This window comes from Natrinema zhouii (genome assembly GCF_013456555.2).
In the GTDB taxonomy this organism is placed as follows: domain Archaea; phylum Halobacteriota; class Halobacteria; order Halobacteriales; family Natrialbaceae; genus Natrinema; species Natrinema zhouii.
Genome location: NZ_CP084882.1, coordinates 336,056 through 353,325, shown reverse-complemented (window position 1 = coordinate 353,325; position 17,270 = coordinate 336,056). Strand labels below are relative to the sequence as shown.

Genomic DNA, 17,270 nt, shown 5'->3' with positions numbered 1-17,270 from the left:
TCCTTATCTCTATCTAACGATAGTGATAACAGTAAACGTATTTTTCCACCGGGGCCCAGCTAACGAAGACCTAGCATCTCGATTTGTTCCTGATATCGATTACGGATGGTGACTTCAGTAACTTGAGCAGCATCTGCGACTTCTTGCTGTGTCCGTTTCTCGTTGCACAGCAAGGTGGCAGCATAAATCGCGGCAGCAGCGAAGCCTGACGGCCCTCTTCCAGAGAGTAAGGGGTCAGCAGTCTTATCGATAATCTCTTTCGCCTTTGCCTCTATTTCTTGTGAGAGACCAAGCTTTGAGGTGAAACGGGGCACATACTGTTTTGGATCAATTGGTAGTAGTTCAAGACCAAGCTCATTTGAGATATATCGGTAGGTACGACTCACCTCTACTCGCTCGACACGTGAAACGTCTGAAACCTCCTCTAGTGAGCGTGGAATATCTTCTTGTCGACAACCAGCATACAATGCAGCTGTGGAAACACCTTCGATTGATCGACCACGAAGAAGGTCTTCCTGTAATGCTCGCCGGTAAATCACACTTGTAACCTCACGAACGTTCTGAGGGATCCCAAGTGAACTTGCCATACGGTCGATTTCGCTAAGTGCGAATTGAAGGTTTCGTTCCCCGGCATCCTTTGTACGGATTCGTTTCTGCCATTTCCGCAACCGATTCATCTGCGAACGCTTCCTCGAGGAAATCGAACGACCATGGGCATCTTTGTCTTTCCAATCGATTTTAGTAGTAAGACCCTTGTCATGTATTGTCTGGGTGATTGGTGCACCGACACGCGCTTTTTCCTGCCTCTCTTGATAGTTGAAAGCACGCCACTCTGGACCCGAGTCAATCATCGATTCTTGGATAACGAGGCCACAGTCTTCGCAAATTCGCTCTCCTTGTTTAGAATGCTGTACTATGGTACTTGATCCGCACTCTGAGCAGGTGAATTTAGTTTTACTATCCTCAGCTTTCTCTGTCTCGTACTCGTCGTCACTGAGACGAACAGACCAAACCATTACCATTTCGGTACGAAGTCCAAGAATATAAAGTTTCAATCTCGATAAGGGGTGCTACTTTGTTAAGAATACGAAAAGGAATAATATTAGTATTTTCTTTGTATTATATATTAGTAAATATATAATTAATCCCAGAAAAGATGGTTGATCTCCATTGACTCCATAAATACTACTAAAATCGTCGTCCGTATTTCGGAAAGTTTCCCTCAGATTTCTGTGCGTCGCAGTCTAGTAGCAAACATATACTCCCAACAGTTCAGATGAATTGCGTCTCGTGGCAATTTATAGCATATTTCAACATTTTATGGCGTGATGAAATACGTTCTCAAGAGAATCTCTCATCGTCAACGGCTACGTATTTGAAATCTTGTCCAATATGACAACAAGGTTCTGATCGTAAGAACGCTTTAGTGCTGTCCATGTTCTGAGTGTTCTGCGTGTACCCGTTGAGCGGTTTAGACAGACGCTTACGTTTGGTCGATTGGTCTACACTACTTCTCACGGAAAATTCTCAACTTTAAGGGGACTGATGATTGATGTCGGTGGTCGAGTATCGTCGGACTCTTCAAAAGTTGCGGTGAATCACTAGACAGCGCTGCCAGCATAGGCACATATAGTATCACGAGATTTATAGTGATTAGACACATCGTTTTAAACAGCGAATGTCCAATCCAAAGGAATCTATCACTATCGAAAATGTAGTAGCATCAACAGGAATCGGACAAGAACTTGACCTGGAGAACGTCGCAGCAGATTTACAAGGAGCTGACTACGATCCTGAACGGTTCCCAGGACTCGTCTACCGCACACAGAACCCTAAAGCAGCCGCACTACTCTTCCGGTCTGGGAAGATCGTCTGTACCGGCGCAGAAAGCACTGGCGATGTCAGGAAAAGCCTCTCGATTGTCTTTGAGAAACTCCGTGAACTCCAGATTCCAGTTGAGGAAGATCCAGATATCATCATTCAGAACATCGTTAGCTGCGCTGATCTCGGTCAAAATCTCAACCTGAACGCAATTGCAATCGGTCTTGGTCTTGAAAACATTGAGTATGAGCCAGAACAGTTTCCTGGGTTAGTATTCCGACTTGACGAACCAGATGTCGCTTCCCTTCTCTTTGGATCGGGGAAGTTAGTTATCACTGGTGGGAAAGAGCGATCTCATTCTAGAGAGGCAATTGAGGTTATTATGACTCGTCTCGAAGAAATTGGATTACTCGAGTAGTACGTTTTTTCGATCAAAACTGGCTGCAACCAGTAACTATATTGATTTTTAGCCAATGGGTTTATATAATACCTTGTCCACTCCGCGACTTTCTGAATACGATGAAAACTCTACGAGAATCCTACTGACTCTTGATGCATGAAGGGCATTGAACTTGATGTTTCTTCCAAGTACCTCAGCCTTCACCCGATGGGCCGCAGAGACTAATGAGCTCTACGTCCTGATCGGAAAGAAGGACCACGAACGCGACTTTCGGTCTTATTCGCGGTCCAATTCACGCGCGATTATGGAATAGAAGCTGAGGATAAGTCGCTATTGTTTGCCATCACTGACTGCGGTAACAGGCAAGCTACGCGCCTCTGGCGAAAGCTGCTGGGGAAGCGACGATTCGACTCCTGTTGGCCCACCGCCAAAAGGGGCCTTTCGAACCTACGATCCGCTGGACAAGGATAACGCGCTCGATCGTCAATCGTTCGTTCACAACGAGGGCGAATACACCGATAGTGAGATGAACCTCAACATCTGCGAGAGCCATGCGTCGCTGGCGCGACGGTGGCACTTACCCCGACGAGACATCTCCAAAGACAAGCTCACGCCCTACCTCAGAGCGATTCAACTTCACCAACGCGTTCAGCGCAAACTCGCGGCGAAACTTTCAAACTATCCTCGAGTTCGAATCCTGATAACACTATAATCGATTATCCAAGAGCAGCACATCAAAGTCAAGCTTTGTCTCCGGTCCTACGAGATAGAATCCGCTAATTTAGCGTTTGAACGGAGTTTTAGTGGTGATTTCTTCACGAAGTACACCTATTTCGGTGACACGTTCGGCGTGAGCGTTATGCTGGTGAATCGACTCGTCATTCGATTGCTTCATCGAAATTACTGTGTCGTCCGGTAGGTGGTCGAACTCGTCGACGACGTCCTCAGCCATCGAGCGCACGCAGTCCTCAACGAACTTCGCATCTGCGTGGGCCTCGTGAGTCATGTGGTCCTCATCGGGGCGCTTCGCGAGGTTATAGATCCGCGCGCTCATCGAGTCTCGCGCGATATCGATGATATCATTGAGATCGACATTCGGATTGCCGGTGGCCTCAACCGTCAGCGTCGCGTGCCCACGCTGAGAGTGGCCAGGCTGGGGCACTTCGTCAAGAAAGTCCGTGATTGTCCCTCTGTCGACGCCCAAGTCTTCAAGGGTCTGCTTCGCGCGAGCGGTCGACATCCCCTGCGAACACGGACAGACGGTCATTCCGACAACTTCGGCACCAATCTCCTCGCAGGTTCCTTCCTCGGTCGCCGTTGCGGAGGCAATAATGTCGACGGTGTGTTGAGTTTCGCGATCGCTGGCGGGTGTCTGCTCACGGCGCATAAACTCCGCTTTCATCGATACCTCCGCATGGGAGGTGTAGTCGTGTTTCTTAAGCAGTCGTTCGGCGACCTCGCCACAGACCTCCTCGACACAGTAGGCCTCTTCGTGAGTGGCCTCCTCGAGAATCTCGTCGATGACCTCCATGTTGCGGCTCATATCCGCACCCTTGCGCCAAGACGGGAGGTCAACGAAGACTTCGAACTCGGCAGTGAGGACGATCGGACGCTTCTCTTCGCGAGCGATTTTGAGGAGTTTCTCAACCTCTGTGACACCGACTTGGCTCAGTCCTACAGTGATATTGGAACTATCAGCCTGAATATCTGGTAGTTGGTGACTCATTATCATTACAAACAACAGCAGCCAATTAGAGCTTTCGAAAACGATGTTAGTTCTATAAAGAGGGGATAAATTCTAATTTAAGTAAGATAGGTTTTTCTCATCCTGTACAATAACACTGTCTCTCCTTGCTATTATTATTTTAGACATCTGTAGCCGGACGAACGGCGATTGTTATAGTGCACTCTGGGCAGCGGTAGATATCACAAGTGCCGATCGTCTTCACCTCCCAATCACCAGAAATTAGACTCTTATGCCCGCATTCAAAGCAATATAGCGTCGCTTTTCTTGGTAAGCCACGACTGGACTTAAATTCGGAATCCATTGTAAACAGAAGTACGATTTGATTACCGATAACAGTGTTGAATGTACCCTGTTAATCAGGATATCAAGTCTAAGCGAAAGCCAGCGCGAATTCTCGCCCCATCATGGGCGGAGATGAAGCGCGTCATTTCGGCGCGTGCTCCGTTTTCGTAAGATTGTGCGCTGAGTCGCTCTGAACGAATAAGTGTACGGTCGTCTATAATCTCTAACGCGAGAATATCGTGCCCAAAGTGGTCGGTAGACTCTTGAGCAATTCTCGAACATCATCTTCAACCACGTTGAAACCCAGGGCCAGTATTCCGGAAGCATAAATCAGAGATTTGTATGCCTGCATCAGAGATATAGATTACTTAACGAATGTAGGCTTGCAAACCAATCGCTACTTAATAATCCATTTATGATAGACCCGTACATTGCTATATTCGGGCCCGATGCAATAATTACACTCGTACGAGTGTAATGAAAGCTCGGTTAAAGGCTAACCACCCTCACAAATAGACATCTATATTCAGATATTCTGTACTCTTATGAGTCGAGATTACTGTGTAGGAACGACGAATGCACTACTAAGGATAATTGAATGATCCATAGAATGATGAAACATATAGAAGAGTGATACGTTTCACTCCGCTCACGATAGGATGGGAAACTCGCGCTGTGTGTCTACAGTGCCTGCTAAATATATGTGTATTACCGATTAGCCGAGGCTCCCCTCCATCTCGAGTTCGATGAGGCGGTTGAGTTCGACCGCGTACTCGATCGGCAGTTCCTCCGTGATCGGCTCGATGAAGCCGGCGACGATCATCTTCTTGGCGTCGTCGTCGTCCAGACCGCCGACTCTGGAGGTAGAAGATGTCCTTGTCGCCGATCTTGCCGACAGTCGCCTCGTGAGCGACGTCGACCTTCGACTCCTTAATCTCCATGTACGGCATGGTGTCCGAGGTGGAATCGTTGTCGAACATCAGCGCGTCGCACTCGACGGCGGTCGAGGAGTTCTCGGCACCGTCGGCGATGTGGACGAGCCCGCGGTAGTTGGTGCGGCCGCCGTCCTTGGCGATCGACTTGGACTCGATGGACGAACTCGTCTCGGGCGCGTTGTGGTAGACCTTCGCGCCGGTGTCGATGTCCTGGCCCTCACCCGCCAGAGCGATGGTGATGTGGGTGTCGGTCGAACCGCGACCCTTGAGAATCGTACACGGGTAGAGCATGGTCACTTTCGATCCCATGCTGCCCGAGATCCACTCCATCGTGCCGTTTTTCTCGCAGATGGAGCGCTTGGTATTCAGGTTGAACGTATTCTTCGACCAGTTCTGGACAGTCGAGTACTGAACGTGGGCGCTCTCGCCGACGAAAACCTCAACGCAGCCTGAGTGGAGGTTGTGGGCGCCGTACTTGGGTGCGGAACAGCCCTCGATGTAGTGGACTTCCGCCCCTTCCTCGGCGATGATGAGCGTGTGCTCGAACTTCCCCATCCCTGCGGAGTTCATGCGAAAGTACGCTTGGATAGGCATTTCGACAGTGACATCCTCGGGGACGTAAACGAACGACCCGCCGGACCAGACGGCTCCGTGGAGCGCAGCGAATTTATTGTCGCTCGGGGGGATACAGGTCGTCATAAAGTGTTCTTTGACGAGTTCGGGGTGCTCTTGGACCGCGCGGTCCATGTTCATGAAGATGACGCCCTTCTCCTCCCACTGCTCCTGCATGTTCTGGTAGACAATTTCGGATTCATACTGGGCACCGACGCCCGAAAGCGCCTACGCTCAGCCTCCGGAATTCCGAGTTTCTCGAAGGTATTCTTAATATCGTCTGGGAGTTCATCCCAACTATCGACACCTTCGCGCTTGTCAACGTCAGGACGGATATATGGAATGATGTCATCTACATCAACCTGAGAAAGATGAGGTTGGTCCGGCCAGTCTGTCGGCATCGGCATATTCTGATATTGTCTAAATGACCGTAGGCGTCTCTCTAGCATCCAACCAGGTTCGGATTTGTCTATTGAGATCATACGAATGATTTCTTCAGTCAGGCCTTCATCCGATTTTACCGCAGCCTGCTGTTCCTTTTTGAACTCGAAACGGGCTTCGGTATTAGTCTCCTTGAGGTGGTTTTGCTCGGAACCCATCTTCTACAGATACAACTTTCGCCCATAGTAATATTATACTTCTCCTAGTTGGTTCCATATTTATTAAGAATTAAAGTTATATTACCTGAATAAATGTTCTATAGGTGGATATAATGAATGTTATGATATCGTTCATCCAGATTCATCTTGCTGAATGTCGACAACTCGAGATGCCTGCATTATCCGCGAGTACGTCGATACTATCAAGGTTCTTCGTAACCGTTTCAGCGAGTGGCTTTCCTTCACGGGCGGTTTGGAGTGTACCACACATACTGATCGGCATTCAGCCACAATTGAGGATACAACTTTTGTCTTGGTTTAAAGACCTCCGGCCTTTTGTGATGACAAGATATCTGATGTCTGGAATCACGCTTAAACACTGTCAGACGCGTAGCAAGTATCTTACCTTTCTATTCAAGCATAATAGCAGTAAAAACTCTAAAAGTTGCAAAGTTCATAGATAAAGACCAGTGGCTAGCTCATGAACAGACGACGTTCGGCGTGTTCGTGATCTGCAGTTGCCAAGTCAACTAATGGGGCAAACGGCGTTAGTTCGTCAAGTGAGCGGTCAGCACTGTCTGCAACAGCTGAGACCATTGTCGGCTGTAATGTGTTAAGAATTCGCTGGGCATCGGTGTGGCCAAGAGAAAGAAGTCGCTGTGCGGCACCGAGTAGTCCAGTAATAAAGCTGTGGCAGTGAAGGAGGCACGCTTCGTTGATTGGTACACCTAGACGACCCGTAACTGCTCCTACCACGGTCGGGTACATTCCAGGTGCGTCATTGGGGACGCGGTCGACATACGCATCAAGCAGTTTGTCGTCCCTCAGGTCAGTCTCTAGCGAAAGCAACCTGTTACCAGTACGAGTTGCACTCTCGCGGAATTCTGCAGCTAGTGTTATCGCGGCTAGTCGACGGTCAGCTTCACATACTCCATCGAGATCACCGTTGCTTGCTGCCGTATGGGCGACTCGGAGCACCACCAGTTCACCCGGGCCTAACAGACGTCGAAGATAGGTTTCAAGAATCGCTTTGAGCTCGTTTGTATCGGAGATCTCGTTTGTTTGGATGAACTGCTCTAGCCCATATGAAGTGGTGTAGCTTCCAACCGGAAGGAAGGAATCGGTTAGCCGGAAAGATGTGAGGGTCGTCTTATCGGTCATATACCGTTATCTCCCAGCTGGTCGTGTCCCTCCTCACCTTGAGTGCTCTTCTGGTCATTCTCTGAGTGGTGATGGGAATTAGAATTGTCAGTATGATCATTATCAGGTTCGTTCGTATGATGGTCGGATAAGGCATGTGAGTGATCGGATGAGCCATGTGAGTGATCGGATGAGCCATGTGAGTGATCGGATGAGCCATGTGAGTGATCGGATGAGCCATGTGAGTGATCGGATGAGCCATTGTGTGCACGGCCGGCGTCAGAACCAAAAGCTGCGGGCGAAACCGTCGTTCGCGTGGCTGTAGCTCCGTTGGGTAGATGCGCTTCGAGTAGAGATTCTAGACGGCTGAGATCTTGTTCTGCCCGAATGAGTACACGATTGTTCGTGACCGCAAGGTCGCGGTGGCGATTGCCAACAGCGTGTCCCAGTTCAACTGCCAATGGGAGTGCATCATGGTTGACGTCGTCAAACGAGAGCGCGACTGCGGGAATGCCATCAAGTTCAACTACAACAAAATGCTTGTCGTCACTACCTCTATCCCTCGTGACGAGTACATCCTTATCTCGAAGTTTACGGCCGACGATGATTCCTATATCGGTACCATCAACAGTAGTCGTCCGCACATGTGAGCGCCGGCGGTCAGTGTCATCTAGCACAACGCGGAGTGGGTCGGCAGCGTCAACGCGGTCACTAACCTCGCTGTCGGTCAAGGATCCGAAATAGGTGTCTGCGACGAGCATCACCATACCCCTCTGTCAGGCGCTGATACGCCGAGCATCTCCTTGCGGACTACGTCCCATGCAGTCCGGAGCGTCTTGGTTACAGCGTTGGTACGGTTTGCGAGCGCACGGACTACTATTCCGGCTTCATTGGGAAGCGCTGTGGCCCCGGCCCGTGCCGGACCATCGGTAATTCGCTCGTAGATCTGGTCGCTCAATCCAGCATCACAATTCGGTGAGACTATGTACAACGTTCCGTACGTGTCAAATTCGCCTAGGACACCCGCTGCCGTGGGATCCCGACTCTCCGTGTTAGGCTGGAGGTCTGTAGTGTCCTCGAACAGGAGTCCGTTGGGACCATGGACCCGAAGCCGGTTCAAATATCGATCGAAGTCAAATCGTTCGCCACGAGCTAACCGTCCCGGAACTACGATTTCACCTATAACCGCTGTCGCGTTCCGCTCCAGTGTTAGTGTCGACGTCTCGCAGTACCGGGCATTCGAATGCAGGATAGTCGGTGCAGGCACGAACGCCAGGTGGCCCCCATTCTGGACTGACAACGAACGCTCGGAAGCACCGTAGTTGCACTCCATCGAGAATACGTTTGTTGCGCTTCCGGTTGTTACCGTAGCAATGGCGTCCTCATTAACCGTAATTGTGATATCGTGACGGTCGCCCTGTACAACTCCACCGCTTGAAGTTTGCACCATGACAGTAGTTGCGTCGGGGTGAGGGTCAGTCGCGAGCGTCCCTGAAACGTGAAACGGAGCACGTGTCCGGTCACGAGTAAGATGGGTTTGTCCGTCGGCACCAACTGCGAAGGTTAGGTCTAGCCGCCCGTCCTTACTTGGAGAGCCCACAGAGGCCTGTGGAACCGACTCGGCGGCGTAGTTATCGAAGCTGGGATGTGGACTATCGGAGGCCATCTACGCGAACAGCACTCCTGACTTGATGTGCTCTAACACCTCGTCTATCCCGTCTTCGCTCTTACAGTCCGTGAATACGAATGGCCCGTCGCGCACTGAGCGGGAATCTCGCTCCATCACGTCAAGATCCGCGCCGACGTGGGGTGCAAGGTCTGTTTTATTGATCACAAGAAGGTCACAGTCTACGACACCTGGTCCGCGCTTCCGCGGGATGTCGTCCCCCTCTGCAACCGAAATCACATACAGCGAGTAGTCTGCAAGTTCAGGATTGAAGGTCGCCGCAAGGTTGTCCCCGCCACTTTCGATTAGCACGAGGTCAAGATCGGGATTGTCGTCGAGGAAAGCATCGATCTGTTGGAGATTCATCGATGGATCCTCTCGAATACCCGTGTGTGGGCAGGCACCGGTTTCGACACCTGCGACCAAGTCCTCGGGAACGACATCGGAGAACCGCTCACGGAGTGCATCCGCGTCTTCCTGGGTGAGGATATCATTGGCAATTACGCCGACATCTAAACCATTTGTCCGAAGACGTGGGACAATCTGGCTCAGCAGTGTCGTCTTTCCCGAACCAACGGGACCACCAATGCCAATTGTCGGAATATCGCGGTGACCCAGACTCATGTATCGTCACCTCCATCTGACTGGGTTTCAGTTGGTTCGTCACTCTCTGTGACCTCATCAGCCTCATCACGCTTGCTTCCATCTGCATCGTTTTCGTCTGACTTTGTGTCAGCTCTGATGGGGTCATGAACGGTCACCAGCTTCGTTCCATCGGGGAAGATCGGTTCGACCTGGATGGTGGAAATCATTCCTGGAACACCATCTCTCACGTCCTCATAAGAGAGTAGCTGCGTGGCTTGTGTCCGGATCTCTTCTACGTTCTGTCCCTCCCGGGCACGCTCGTTACACCAGTCGCTGATGTACGCAATGGTCTCGGGATGATTCAGCGGGACACCACGGTCCTTCCGGCGCCGTGCGATCTCTGCGGCTACGAAGATTGTTAATCGTTCGCGTTCTTTAGGTGTAAGGTTCATGTTCAGATCAGGTATTGCTGTGCAAGACTGAGTTCGGAGCTCGGTTCACAGGTGATGTGCTCGCCATCGATCCGTACTGCGAACGTCTCAGGGTCAACCTCAATGTCGTCGGGACAGTAGCTATTGTAGTGCATATCGTCCTTGCTGACCGTTCGCGTGCCCTCGACGGGAACGACCGGGGTGTCTAGGCCGTATTTCTCGCCAATGTCAGCTTTGACCGCAGCTTGGCTAACGAACGACACTGAACCAGCATGTTTAGCCTTCCCCACGGAACCAGCTCGCGGTCGTTGCATTATCGGCTCACACGTTATCACGGACCCGTTCGCCTCACCCATCTCCGAATAGGTAGGGAATCCACCTTTGAATGTCATGCTGGGCTTGATCCCGAAGAAGGCAGGGTCCCACAGCACAATGTCTGCTAGCTTCCCAGGTTCGAGTGTCCCAACGTGTTTGTTGACACCCGCCACGATTGCAGGATTGACTGTATACTTCGCTAAGTACCGTTTGATGCGGAAGTTGTCAGCCCCAGATCCTTCGTCTTCAGGAAGTGGTCCACGCTGCTGCTTCATCTTATCTGCAGTCTGCCAAGTTCGAGGGACAAGTTCTGCCATCCGTCCCATCGCTAGCGCGTCGGTAGTCATCATTGAGATGGCACCCTCATCGTGCAGGACGTCTTCGGCAGCAATGGTCTCTGCTCGAATCCGTGATTCGGCGAAGGAGACGTCCTCGGGGATATCTGGGTCAAGATGGTGTGCAACCATCGCCATATCGAGGTGCTCTTCGAACGTGTTCTCCGTATAGGGCATTGTGGGATTCGTCGAAGAGGGAGGCAAATTGGCCTCACTAATTAGTTCCATGATATCGGGAGCATGTCCACCACCAGCGCCCTCGACGTGGAACAAGTGCATCGTACGACCGTCGATCGCCGCAAAGGTGTTTTCGACAAAACCTGCCTCGTTCAGTGTGTCAGCGTGCAGAGCAACCTGCAGGTCCGCGTCCTCTGCAACAGAGAGACAGGTGTCAATAGTCGCTGGTGTTGCACCCCAGTCTTCGTGGATCTTGAACCCACAAATGCCAGCTTCGACCTGCTCACGAAGGCTAGCTGGCCGCGAGGAGCTTCCTTTCCCGTATAAGCCAATGTTCACTGGCCAGTCATCGGCAGCCTGCAGAAACCGCTTGACGTTCCAAGGTCCAGCAGTAGTACTGGCCGCACCACCACCGTAGCCACCTCCGATTAGTGTCGTAATCCCTGATGCAAGCGCGTGATCGTGGAGCTCCGTGGAAGCAAAGTGAACGTGAAGGTCTAATGCCCCAGCTGTGGCGATCTTCCCCTCACCAGAGTAGACATCTGTTGAAGCACCGACAACCATATCGACATCATCCATCGTGTCCGGATTTCCAGCCTTTCCGATACCGGCGATCCGCCCATCGCGAATTCCAATGTCGGCAGCGACGATTCCAATTACCGGGTCGAGTATCGTGGCGTTCGTTATCACCCAGTCGAGAGCCCCTTCGTCCCGTGTAACTCCCGGAGCCATTCCCATCCCGTCGCGCAGCGTTTTGCCGCCGCCGAAGACAACTTCCTCACCGGGGGTGCGAAGGTCCGCTTCAACTTCAGCCAGTAGCTCTGTATCCGCCAACCGGACTCGGTCGCCTTTCGTCGGACCGTACTGATTAGCATACGCCTCGCGATCAATATCTCGACTCATGTTTCCTCCTCCTCCGATGTCTCACTGGTTTCATCCATCACAGGCGATTCAGCGTCGTCAGCGAAGCGAAAGCCGGCCTGGCGTGCCTCAATAAGTGCTGTCTCAGGGTCGTTATCGACACTTCCGTTAACTAGGTTGTTCATCCCTTGGACACGGCGCTTTCCAGCAATGTCGATGAGATCTACCTCAGCACGTTCCCCAGGTTCGAACCGAATCGCCGTACCCGCCAAGATATCTAGCCGTTTGCCAAATGCAGCGGACCGGTCGAATTCAAGAGCGCGGTTTACTTCGAAGAAGTGAAAATGTGATCCTACCTGGATCGGTCGATCACCGGTATTTGCGACGGTCACAGTTACAGCCTCGCGACCGTCATTAATTGTCACCGGTTCGTCACCAGGAAGTATCTCACCAGGAACAACAGTATCATTAGTCATTCATGTACCTCACAAAGCAATTCAAACGCCTGTGGTGAAAGCACTCGTCTCATGGACTGTACACCGAATACAAAGGCAAGTATGGATAAAAAGCTGGTGGAGATGGTCTGATCCAGTTAATCAAAAATAATTTATTAGAGACATGATCGAAATAGATGAGTTATAGTACCAAGGTAGTTAAGGAACGAGCCATCCTGAACTCGGAGTCCACGCCTCCCGACATATATTGGCCGATAACATCTCTGAGTCGTCAAGGAGAATATAGTCACACTCGAGGAAACCGATGACGGAATAGTTAGATTGTGCGGTAGCAAGTTGCCAGTGTCGACACCCGAACAATCGCACAACTCACAGAGATTGGTGTCGTATTCCAGCACCAAGGTACAAGCCTGAACCAAAACAGACAGTTACTCAGTCGATTTCCGAGCCGCTGTTCGAGACGAGTTGGTCAAAATCTCAACATGAACGCGAGCGCAACCGGTCTTGGTCTTGAAAACATCGAGTATCAGTCGATCACATCAGATTAGGAGGAGTGTCTGCTTGGAGAAGGTGTACAATCAACCCAAGTAGACAACGAGCTAAAAGAAGAGCACCTGCTTAATTTTGTCGTCAACAGTCTCGATAAGGAGCTTTCCTTAGACCTCGGAGAGAGCGTAGAGGTCACGACGGAGGAATTGTACGAGGTCCTTGCCGGCGAGACCTCGATCAATCACGTCTGCGAGAAAACTAACGACTCAGCCTACGCCAATACCGTCCGTGGATATCTTACCGATTAGTTCGATCTTGATACCGTTGAAGCGGTTGAGAACACACTCCTTCAACAGGATGCCCTTGGGATGCTTCCAGATCGACCGGTGGAGGTCGTCGCCGACCTCCACCTCGATCCTACTACGGTGACGAGGACGAGACGAAGTCACTGCACTTCTCGCAGGCGAAACGAGGAACCACCGCCTTTCACGCCTACGTCACGCTCTACGCACGGGTGCGTAACAAGTGATACACGCTGGCGAAGCCACCAGCGATGCTCTTGATGAGTTCCTCGAACTTCTCGAGGGCCTTGACCTGCGCGTCAAGGCCGTCTACCTTGACCGTGGATTCTACAACAGCACCTATCTCGAACTGCTGTACGCACACAATTACGCCTACATCATGCCAATCGTCAAGTAGAGCGAGACGATTCAAGACAAACTCAGCAGAGGCTGGATCGCGTGATCGAACACGAACTCGCTGGGCGGGTAACATTCCCTGTGTTCATCGACTGTGTCTACTAGTGAGGACGATACTACGAGCACAGGGTGGCGCATCACGGCTACGCCGCTGACGCGCCGTTCATCGACACACCACAGGATGCACGAGAGCACTATCGCAAGTGCTTCGGCATCGAGTCAAGCTATCGATTAGCCAAGCAGAGCCTTGCTCTCACCAGTTCTCGGGACGCCGGGCTTCGGTTATTGCTGTTTGTCGTGAGTCTATTGCTGTATAACGTCTGGCGATACCTTCACTGGATGTACGTGGCGGCGCCCCGCCGTGGGAGGCGCCGCCTCTGGGAATTGTCGTTCACGGAGCTCTATGAGATGGTGATTCGTACTGCCTGGACAGCTCTCGGTGTGCACAGAGTTGTCCTAGCGAATCAATCACTCGACGACCGATTTTTCCGGTAGCTGTCCCTAAATTGGGCCAGTAGTCGTGAGTGGCAATATTGTCGCGTCGGTGGCGATCGCCGTCGACAGCGACTGACCAACATCAGACCTCACCATCGTTCCGGAGGCTATCCAGACATCACAGACGTAGATTCAGTGCCTACTGGAAGAGATTGTGAGCCTCTCGGTGTGATCGACTGAATATAAGCCAGAACAGTTCCCTATAGTAGCCACTGAAACGATTAACATACTGATTGCAACGCAATCGTGTAATTAGGTGTGTAGTGACTTTCAGCGGCTACTATAGGTTAGTATTCCAATCGACAACCAGACGTCGTTTCTCTCCTCTTTGGATCCGGGAAGTTAGTCATCACTAGTGGGAAAAAGCGATCTGATTATGAACAGGCAGACTTGTTTAGACGCGTGAAATCGGTGTATTAGCGCTTCACAGCTTGCTCCGTGTTTCTGACGGCAGCCTTTAGGACGAGTTCTCTGAACTGTCCAAACCACGTTCTAGCACGCAACGTCTCCGCCGAACCATGTTTCAGTGCGAAGAAAATCGGTTCAACGATCGACCGGCGGTGATAGACGGTTTCGTCATGACGAGCATTGTGTGCTTTGTCAAGTGAGCAGAGTTCACGATTTTTTGATCACCGGGCGAATGCTACGTTCTTGAGTTCGTGCCGTAGCGCGTCCCAGTCGTAGCTTTTGTCAGCACCGATCGTGTTCAATCGCACTAGGTTTCTCCGAACAACTTGCCGATCAACCTGCGTGTCATGTACCGTTTCATCGACCAATGAATGTCGAGAATGACACCGGTATCACAATCGACGAGCGCTGTCATCTTGATATCATCAAAATTGGATCCGGCACGAAGAGCGTAGTGATGACTGGCTTGATGCCGTTTGAACCCTGTCGCGTTGATTGCTTGGATATCGCCGAGCTCATGGGGTGAAACGGATAACCGGAGCAAAACGTGCCAGATACGCATTTCGCGGTCTTAGCTCTTCATACAAACAGTCGTAAAATCCGATAACTTATCTACCGTAAGTCCGAACTTGACGACGGTTCTGGGCATTTCGTGCAGAATATCGAGCAGCCGTCGATACGGTTGGTTCAGGTACTCGCTGAGGCAGTGAATCGAGACAATGACCCAGTCAGCGTACCCGCCATCACCCTTCTCGACCGCCGGAGCAGCCTCGCTGATGACAGCGTTCTGGGACAAACCGACACATCAGTCGGTAAAGCGGGCGAGCTGAGACGGCATACTCGCCGCTTCCTGACTCAGCTACTCAAATTCCTAGTAAAGATGGCATCTGGCTAGCGTCTAAACATGGCGGGATAAAGTATCCTCGAGATCGATATCACTAGTTTCTGGCGCTGAGATTCAAGAGTCTGAATCCTTTACCATACTAATTGGTTGCCTCTGTATCTGGTTGCTGGAGCCATTCCTGTAGACGGCCCGCCTTCATACTGACACCAATCCCTGTGAAGAACGAAAGCAAACTGGGCACAAGTATCCAGATTAAGTTTGGATGTTCTGTACCTGTATGCATTACTACGTCAAACATGCATGTACACCTAACTACTGGACGGGTTATAAAGTTTGGACATCTTAGTTAGGATCAGATTATATGTTCATAATAGCATGAGGTTACAATCCACTGGTATGTTGGTGATAAAATAATCCCTTCATCAGTAGGTTTCTGAGTCGGATTTTTACGATTCTCTACTACAATCCTTTGACTCAACAGTCACCAACTATTGCTGAGAATATAGCTACTATTCTGTAATACTATCAATCTATTCTAGTGCTTCTATCGCTATATCGCCGAGTTCACCGGCCTCGATGTGGGAGTAGCGCTCACGAACCATCTCCTTGGAGTTATCCAAGTACTGGGCAGCGACGGTGTAGCCAAACGCCCGAACGAGAACCTCCCCATCCCGCGTCGACCGCCGTGAGGTGCAAGATAATTGTGTTTCGGATGGTCAATATCGATCTCCGCGCCTCTGAGATACGTTGGAGAGTCAACCGTGCTCCATCCATCGTAATCAACGGCGGTCGGACGTCCTTATCAAGCGCCAATAAGAGGTCACGAGCGTGCTCGCTACGTCGCTCGTCGATTGCATCCGGGCGTTCCCCTCGGTCGGCCAGTACGCCCTGTACGAGCGTCGCAAGTGTCCGCTGGTCGAACATTGGGAACACCGGCCACCGCTCCGTTGATGGATCCATCAGCTTTCGGTAGCTCCGAAGCGGGGATATCATCGGATCAGGGAAGCTTGCGGCGTCCCATTGCTGTTTCTTCCGGTAGACATCCATACTCCCGTCCTCAAGCGAGATTTCTTCCTACTGGACCTCGTGCCGGCGCGGATCGTTCGGGTCCCGAAGGAGTTCGCCAACCCGGACAGCTGTGTACGCGAGGACGAATACGAGGGCGCGGTCACGAACTGCCTTCAGCGCCTCGTAGCGCGCTCGTTGCTTCTCCAGAGGGGCTCATCCGGGAGTGTCGTGTACGTCTCAATGGCTCTGCGGGCTTGCTCGTCGACGTGCCGGGTGAGGACGTGGCGCTGCTCTGATGTCCAGGCTTGCTGGTCGCCGGGTTTGCGGCCGTCGTCTTCAGGAAGTGGAGCCATCGCGCTTGCCGCTGAGCGTAGTGCGCCTCGAGTTTGGCCCACGCGATCTCGGGGTCGACCATGCCGAGGCCGGCCTGTGTGCCGAAGCCGCAGTCGGGCGCAGCAACAATCGGCGTTGACTCGTCGACCGCGTCCGCGACGCGCTCGAGGCGGTCCGCGATCGTCTCCGGGTGGTCGATGATGTTCGTCTTGACGTCGACGACGCCGGGCATCAGCGTCCAGCCGTCGGGAAGCGGCTGCTCGGCGAACGCGCGGTACTCTCGTGCTGGTGGCGGGGGTTGGCCTGTTCGACGCTCAGTCCAGTGATGTCGGCCTCGTAGATCTCCGGCAGGAGGTCAACGAGGTCCGCGTCAAGGTGGTGGGGGCCCTCGTAGCTCCCCCAGCAGGTGTGGAGGCGGACCTGCTCGGCGGGGATGTTCTCGAGGGCCTCGTTGAGCGCCTCGACGTGGAGGCGCGTCGCTTCCTTGACGTCCTCGAGCGGTTCGTCCGCGTAGGCCGCCGTCTGGCCGATGGTGAGGAGTTCGAGCGCGTCGATCTGGAGGGTCATTCCGGTCTCGGCGACCAGTTCGTACTCCGCTTGCATCGCGTCCGCGACGGCGAAGAGGAACTCCGCG

The 17,270-nt window shown here is 52.0% G+C and carries 10 protein-coding genes and 7 pseudogenes; 3 read left to right on the top strand and 14 right to left on the bottom strand.

The window, feature by feature from the left end:
- Window positions 1-59: 59 nt before the first annotated feature.
- Entirely contained in the window at window positions 60-1,016 is a 957-nt protein-coding gene (locus HYG81_RS39360; protein WP_226777610.1) for a transcription initiation factor IIB, read from the bottom strand.
- A gap of 662 nt (window positions 1,017-1,678) precedes the next feature.
- On the opposite strand from HYG81_RS39360, the gene HYG81_RS39355 reads away from it, so the two are divergent.
- Window positions 1,679-2,239 (top strand): TATA-box-binding protein, encoded by a 561-nt coding sequence (locus HYG81_RS39355; protein ID WP_226777609.1) that lies wholly within the window; start codon window positions 1,679-1,681, stop codon window positions 2,237-2,239.
- 763 nt (window positions 2,240-3,002) lie between these two features.
- Here HYG81_RS39355 and mptA read toward each other — a convergent pair.
- The 10 genes and pseudogenes from mptA to HYG81_RS39310 form a co-directional block, all read right to left on the bottom strand.
- A complete protein-coding gene (gene mptA / locus HYG81_RS39345) occupies window positions 3,003-3,947 on the bottom strand; it encodes a GTP cyclohydrolase MptA (protein WP_226777608.1) in 945 nt (314 codons plus the stop codon).
- A gap of 139 nt (window positions 3,948-4,086) precedes the next feature.
- Window positions 4,087-4,269, bottom strand: a complete 183-nt coding sequence (locus tag HYG81_RS46105; RefSeq protein ID WP_486641983.1) for a DUF8106 domain-containing protein — start codon at window positions 4,267-4,269, stop codon at window positions 4,087-4,089.
- A 153-nt stretch (window positions 4,270-4,422) separates the two neighbouring features.
- Window positions 4,423-4,548, bottom strand: a pseudogene (locus HYG81_RS45860) (IS200/IS605 family transposase); the annotation flags it as partial.
- Between the two features lie 417 nt (window positions 4,549-4,965).
- Window positions 4,966-6,396: pseudogene (gene sufB, locus HYG81_RS39340) on the bottom strand (Fe-S cluster assembly protein SufB).
- Between the two features lie 474 nt (window positions 6,397-6,870).
- The gene (locus HYG81_RS39335; protein ID WP_226777607.1) at window positions 6,871-7,557 is read right to left on the bottom strand and encodes an urease accessory protein UreF; all 687 of its coding nucleotides are present in this window, start codon (window positions 7,555-7,557) and stop codon (window positions 6,871-6,873) included.
- 739 nt (window positions 7,558-8,296) lie between these two features.
- Complete coding sequence (locus HYG81_RS39330; protein WP_278002171.1) at window positions 8,297-8,986, bottom strand: urease accessory protein UreD; 690 nt, start codon at window positions 8,984-8,986, stop codon at window positions 8,297-8,299.
- A gap of 216 nt (window positions 8,987-9,202) precedes the next feature.
- Entirely contained in the window at window positions 9,203-9,826 is a 624-nt protein-coding gene (gene ureG / locus HYG81_RS39325) for an urease accessory protein UreG (RefSeq protein WP_226777605.1), read from the bottom strand.
- Window positions 9,823-10,239 (bottom strand): urease subunit gamma, encoded by a 417-nt coding sequence (locus tag HYG81_RS39320; protein WP_226777604.1) that lies wholly within the window; start codon window positions 10,237-10,239, stop codon window positions 9,823-9,825. Before HYG81_RS39320 ends, ureG begins: the two co-directional genes overlap by 4 nt.
- Before the next feature lie 2 nt (window positions 10,240-10,241).
- Window positions 10,242-11,948, bottom strand: coding sequence for an urease subunit alpha (gene ureC / locus HYG81_RS39315; protein WP_226777603.1), 1,707 nt, complete (start codon window positions 11,946-11,948; stop codon window positions 10,242-10,244).
- The gene (locus HYG81_RS39310) at window positions 11,945-12,382 is read right to left on the bottom strand and encodes an urease subunit beta (protein ID WP_226777602.1); all 438 of its coding nucleotides are present in this window, start codon (window positions 12,380-12,382) and stop codon (window positions 11,945-11,947) included. The genes ureC and HYG81_RS39310 overlap by 4 nt, the downstream gene beginning before the upstream one ends.
- 536 nt (window positions 12,383-12,918) lie before the next feature.
- Here HYG81_RS39310 and HYG81_RS39305 point away from each other — a divergent pair.
- Window positions 12,919-14,043 (top strand): annotated as a pseudogene (locus HYG81_RS39305) (ISH3 family transposase).
- Between the two features lie 291 nt (window positions 14,044-14,334).
- Window positions 14,335-14,463: pseudogene (locus HYG81_RS45585) on the top strand (hypothetical protein); the annotation flags it as partial.
- Here HYG81_RS45585 and HYG81_RS39300 read toward each other — a convergent pair.
- The 3 pseudogenes from HYG81_RS39300 to HYG81_RS39290 all read right to left on the bottom strand — a co-directional run.
- Window positions 14,460-15,247: pseudogene (locus HYG81_RS39300) on the bottom strand (IS5 family transposase). The pseudogenes HYG81_RS45585 and HYG81_RS39300 overlap by 4 nt on opposite strands.
- 578 nt (window positions 15,248-15,825) lie before the next feature.
- Window positions 15,826-16,688 (bottom strand): annotated as a pseudogene (locus HYG81_RS39295) (site-specific integrase); the annotation flags it as partial.
- Window positions 16,680-17,266, bottom strand: a pseudogene (locus HYG81_RS39290) (methionine synthase); the annotation flags it as partial. The pseudogenes HYG81_RS39290 and HYG81_RS39295, both read right to left, overlap by 9 nt.
- Window positions 17,267-17,270: the final 4 nt, after the last annotated feature.

Bases quoted from the DNA above. Each gene is read 5' to 3' on its own strand.
- HYG81_RS39360 (WP_226777610.1), bottom strand. From the start codon at position 1,016: ATGGTTTGGTCTGTTCGTCTCAGTGACGACGAGTACGAGACAGAGAAA.
- HYG81_RS39355 (WP_226777609.1), top strand. From the start codon at position 1,679: ATGTCCAATCCAAAGGAATCTATCACTATCGAAAATGTAGTAGCATCA.
- mptA (WP_226777608.1), bottom strand. From the start codon at position 3,947: ATGAGTCACCAACTACCAGATATTCAGGCTGATAGTTCCAATATCACT.
- HYG81_RS46105 (WP_486641983.1), bottom strand. From the start codon at position 4,269: ATGGATTCCGAATTTAAGTCCAGTCGTGGCTTACCAAGAAAAGCGACG.
- HYG81_RS39335 (WP_226777607.1), bottom strand. From the start codon at position 7,557: ATGACCGATAAGACGACCCTCACATCTTTCCGGCTAACCGATTCCTTC.
- HYG81_RS39330 (WP_278002171.1), bottom strand. From the start codon at position 8,986: ATGGTGCAAACTTCAAGCGGTGGAGTTGTACAGGGCGACCGTCACGAT.
- ureG (WP_226777605.1), bottom strand. From the start codon at position 9,826: ATGAGTCTGGGTCACCGCGATATTCCGACAATTGGCATTGGTGGTCCC.
- HYG81_RS39320 (WP_226777604.1), bottom strand. From the start codon at position 10,239: ATGAACCTTACACCTAAAGAACGCGAACGATTAACAATCTTCGTAGCC.
- ureC (WP_226777603.1), bottom strand. From the start codon at position 11,948: ATGAGTCGAGATATTGATCGCGAGGCGTATGCTAATCAGTACGGTCCG.
- HYG81_RS39310 (WP_226777602.1), bottom strand. From the start codon at position 12,382: ATGACTAATGATACTGTTGTTCCTGGTGAGATACTTCCTGGTGACGAA.